The sequence below is a fragment of the Brevundimonas sp. CURTG3B2_SDJG genome (assembly GCF_057364705.1).
Window position 1 is genome coordinate 1 of record NZ_JBNFOJ010000289.1, and the last position, 3429, is coordinate 3429.

The following is a 3429-nucleotide window of genomic DNA, read 5'->3' on the forward strand; positions in this document are numbered from 1 at the left end:
CCGGGTCGGGGAGGGCCGCTCCACCGCCGCCCCACCCCTGTCGTCCGCTGCGCGCCGACATCCCTCCCCACAAGGGGGAGGGAGAGCTATGGTCGCGCTTCAACGATTCTCGCCCGGGGAGGGGCGAACGGCATGGGCAATCTGCTGTCTAACTTCCGCAACACCATCGTCCTGAGCCTGATCCTGGCCGGGGTGATGATCTTCGCGTTCGGCCGAATCGCGCCGGGCGGCTACGACCTGGGCTTCTGGCAGGCCGTGCTGCGCTGGGTGCACGTGGCGGCCGGCATCCTGTGGATCGGGCTGCTGTACTACTTCAACTTCGTGCAGATCCGCGTGATGCCCGCCATCCCGGCCGAGCTGAAGCCGGCGATCGGCAAGCACATCGCGCCCGAGGCCCTGTTCTGGTTCCGCTGGGCGGCCCTGGTCACCGTCCTGGCCGGCCTGGCGGTGATGTTCACGCGCGGCCACGCCTATGCGCTGGAAGTGCTGAGCTTCGGCTTCGCGGGCGGCATGGTCCAGGGCGACCAGCAGTACGCCCTGATGGGCGTCGGCGTCTGGCTGGCGATCATCATGTTCCTGAACGTCTGGGGGATCATCTGGCCCAACCAGAAGCGCGCCCTGGGCATCGTCCCGGCCGAGGACGACGTGAAGGCCAAGGCCGCCCGCGTCGCCATGCTGGCCAGCCGCACCAACCTGCTGCTGTCGCTGCCGATGCTGACCTCGATGGCGATGTACCAGACGCTGTTCGGCTGAGGCTTATCCGCTCGTCCCGGCGGAGGCCGGGATCCAGATCACAGACTCGGCGGCAAGAAGCTGTCATAGACCAACGCCGCGCCGCTCCAGGCGCGGCGTTTCTGCATCTGGATCCCGGCCTTCGCCGGGATGAGCGGGGTAAGGTTGGCTCAGAAGGACGTTCTGGACGATCAGGTCCACGCCGCCGACGTCGATCGCTGGCTGTCCAGCCGGTTCGTCGCCGATGAGTCGCGCCGGGCCGACCTGATCGCCCTCTACGCGTTCGAGGCCGAGCTGGCCGCCATTCCGACGCGGGTCAGCCAGCCCATGCTGGCGGGAATGCGCTATCGCTGGTGGGCGGACCAGCTGGACGGCGCGTTCGCCGGCCAAGCCCGCAAGGGGCATCCGGTGCTGGAGGCCCTGACCGAGGCGGTCGGCCGCCACGGGCTGGAGCGGGCGCCGTTCGACGCCCTGATCGAGGCCCACGTCGGGCGGGTGAACCGCGAACCCCACGACCTCGACGCCCTGTTCGTCGGCCCGATGCAAGCAGCCGCAAGGGTGCTGGCGGGGCCGGGACACGAGGCGGCCGTCGCCGACGCCGCCCGGGTCCGGGGCCTGGTCCTGACCGGACGGCGGGACGAGGCGCGGGCGCTCAGGCCGGCGGCGAACCGGGCCTTGAAGGCGCTTCCCGCCGACGGTTTCCCCGCGGTCGCCCACGCGGCGCTGGCGGACCCTGACGCCCCGGAGCCGGTGAAGCGGTTGAGGCTGGTCTGGGCGAGTTTGCGGGGACGGATCTAGGGCTTCCACTGATCCGCTCATCCCCGCGAAAAGCGGGGACCCAGTGTTTTGGGTGATCCGGTGAGACCGAGGTTGCGCCTGCTGTTGTCCTGAAGCGCCGGCGGTTCAATGACAGAACTGGATCCCCGCTTTCGCGGGGATGAGCGGAAAATTTCAGACCGTGCAATTGGCCGGGGACTGCGAGGTCACCCGCGCGATGACCGCCGGCTCGCCGTCGCCGAAGAAGGCCTCGCGCGGGGCCGGCGGCGGCAGGGTGTCGCCGGTGCGCCAATCCATGAACTGGGTCGGCCAGGTCGCCTCGGCGCGAGCGTAGCCGCCGGCGCCGAAGCTGCTGACCGCGCGATGCATCACGTTGCGCCGGACCACATCCACGCCCAGTTCGTCCAGCGCCTCGCGGAAGACGTCGTCCGCCTCGCCCCGGTGGCCCGGCTCGCCGACCGAATAGAGCCAGTCGTGGACGACCGCGGCGATGGCGTGGCGGCCGAACGGCGGGATCAGCCAGCGGCCGACGCGCGGGATGGAGGCGAAGTCCGTCACATAGGTCGCCGGCACCCAGATGGTGCGGCCGGACGACCGGCGGCGGTAGCCGAAGGGCTGCATGACCACCACGGTCGTGCGGCCGTCGCGCTCGCGGTCCCGTCCATGATTGACGGCGCAGACCAGGGGCCGCTCCGTCCCTTGGATGCCGTCGGGCGTGACGTCCTGGGGGACGACGGCTTCCTCTGCGGGCACGGTGCTGAAGGCCATGGTTCCGCTTTACGCGGTCGCGGCCGGGAAGTTCCATGGCCTTCGGCGGCCGGGCCTCAGTACCAGGGCGCGCCGGCCGGCAGGCGGACGGTGGCGTTCAGGCGGTTGAAGAGGTTCGAAGTGGCGATCCACAGGATCAGCCCGGCCAGGGCCTTTTCGTCGAAATGCCGCGCGGCCTCGTTCCAGACGTCGTCGGGCACGCCGTGGGGATTGTCGGCCAGACGGGTGGCGGCCTCCGCCAGATCCAGGGCGGCGCGCTCGGCGTCGGTGAACCAGGGCGCTTCGCGCCAGACGGCGACGGCCGCCAGGCGCTCCTCGGTCTCGCCGGCCTTGCGCATCTCCTTGACGCCGTAGACGACGCAGGCGGCGCAACCGTTGATCTGGCTGGCGCGCAGGTGGGCCAGGTGCAGGATCCCGGCGGGGGCGCCGGACTGGAACGCCGATCCGCTCAGGACCTGGATGGCCTGCTGGGTGTCGGGCAGGACGGCGGCGGGGCTTTTCATTCGGGCTTGCATCGAAAGGTCTCCAGGAGGACGGGGAAGGATCGGAGACGCCGTCGCCGGCCCGCTGTCACATCGGGCCGACTTCGTTCGTCACAGCCATGACGACGCGCGACGACGGAGTGTGACGATGGACGCGAAAAATCGTCTGGCGGGCCGGTTCGAGGCCGCCCGCGACCGGCTGATGGGCGTGGCCTATCGGATGCTGGGATCGGCGGCCGAGGCCGAGGACGCGGTGCAGGAGGCCTGGCTGCGGGCCGAGAGGGCCGACCTGTCCGCGGTCGCCAACCTGGAGGGCTGGCTGACGACGACCACGGCCCGCATCTGCCTGGATCAGTTGCGGTCGCGCCGCGCCCGGCGAGAGGACGCCCTGGAGGACGGCGCGGCCGCCCGTACGCCGGATCGGGCCCCGGATCCGGAGCAGGAGGCGCTGCTGGCCGAATCGATCGGCCTGGCCCTGCTGGTGGTGCTGGAGACCCTGCCCCCGGCCGAGCGGATCGCCTTCGTGCTGCATGACATGTTCGACCTGCCGTTCGACCAGATCGCGCCGATCGTGGAGCGCACGCCCGAGGCGGCGCGCCAGCTGGCCAGCCGGGCGAGGAAGCGGGTGAAGGGGCGGCCGACCGTCTCGGGCGCCGAGCTGGCGCGGCAA

The 3429-nt window shown here is 71.0% G+C and carries 5 protein-coding genes; 3 read left to right on the top strand and 2 right to left on the bottom strand.

Translation table 11 applies throughout. The features are described from left to right. Positions 1-132 precede the first annotated feature (132 nt). Positions 133-753, top strand: coding sequence for a hypothetical protein (locus tag AC2W7C_RS15195; RefSeq protein ID WP_486002159.1), 621 nt, complete (start codon positions 133-135; stop codon positions 751-753). A 144-nt stretch (positions 754-897) separates the two neighbouring features. After that, complete coding sequence (locus tag AC2W7C_RS15200) at positions 898-1530, top strand: squalene/phytoene synthase family protein (protein ID WP_486002160.1); 633 nt, start codon at positions 898-900, stop codon at positions 1528-1530. A gap of 153 nt (positions 1531-1683) precedes the next feature. Here the strand turns inward: AC2W7C_RS15200 and AC2W7C_RS15205 are convergent, their stop codons facing one another. Beyond that, positions 1684-2277, bottom strand: a complete 594-nt coding sequence (locus AC2W7C_RS15205) for a DUF1353 domain-containing protein (protein WP_486002161.1) — start codon at positions 2275-2277, stop codon at positions 1684-1686. A gap of 56 nt (positions 2278-2333) precedes the next feature. After that, positions 2334-2792, bottom strand: a complete 459-nt coding sequence (locus AC2W7C_RS15210) for a carboxymuconolactone decarboxylase family protein (RefSeq protein ID WP_486002162.1) — start codon at positions 2790-2792, stop codon at positions 2334-2336. Between the two features lie 115 nt (positions 2793-2907). Between AC2W7C_RS15210 and AC2W7C_RS15215 the strand changes: the two genes are divergently transcribed. Beyond that, positions 2908-3429 (top strand): sigma-70 family RNA polymerase sigma factor (locus AC2W7C_RS15215; RefSeq protein ID WP_486002163.1); only part of this gene is annotated, 522 nt, incomplete at its 3' end.

What these genes read in the sequence shown, in the direction of transcription:
- AC2W7C_RS15195 (WP_486002159.1), top strand. Translation starts at nt 133, where the DNA reads ATGGGCAATCTGCTGTCTAACTTCCGCAACACCATCGTCCTGAGCCTG.
- AC2W7C_RS15205 (WP_486002161.1), bottom strand. Translation starts at nt 2,277, where the DNA reads ATGGCCTTCAGCACCGTGCCCGCAGAGGAAGCCGTCGTCCCCCAGGAC.
- AC2W7C_RS15210 (WP_486002162.1), bottom strand. Translation starts at nt 2,792, where the DNA reads ATGCAAGCCCGAATGAAAAGCCCCGCCGCCGTCCTGCCCGACACCCAG.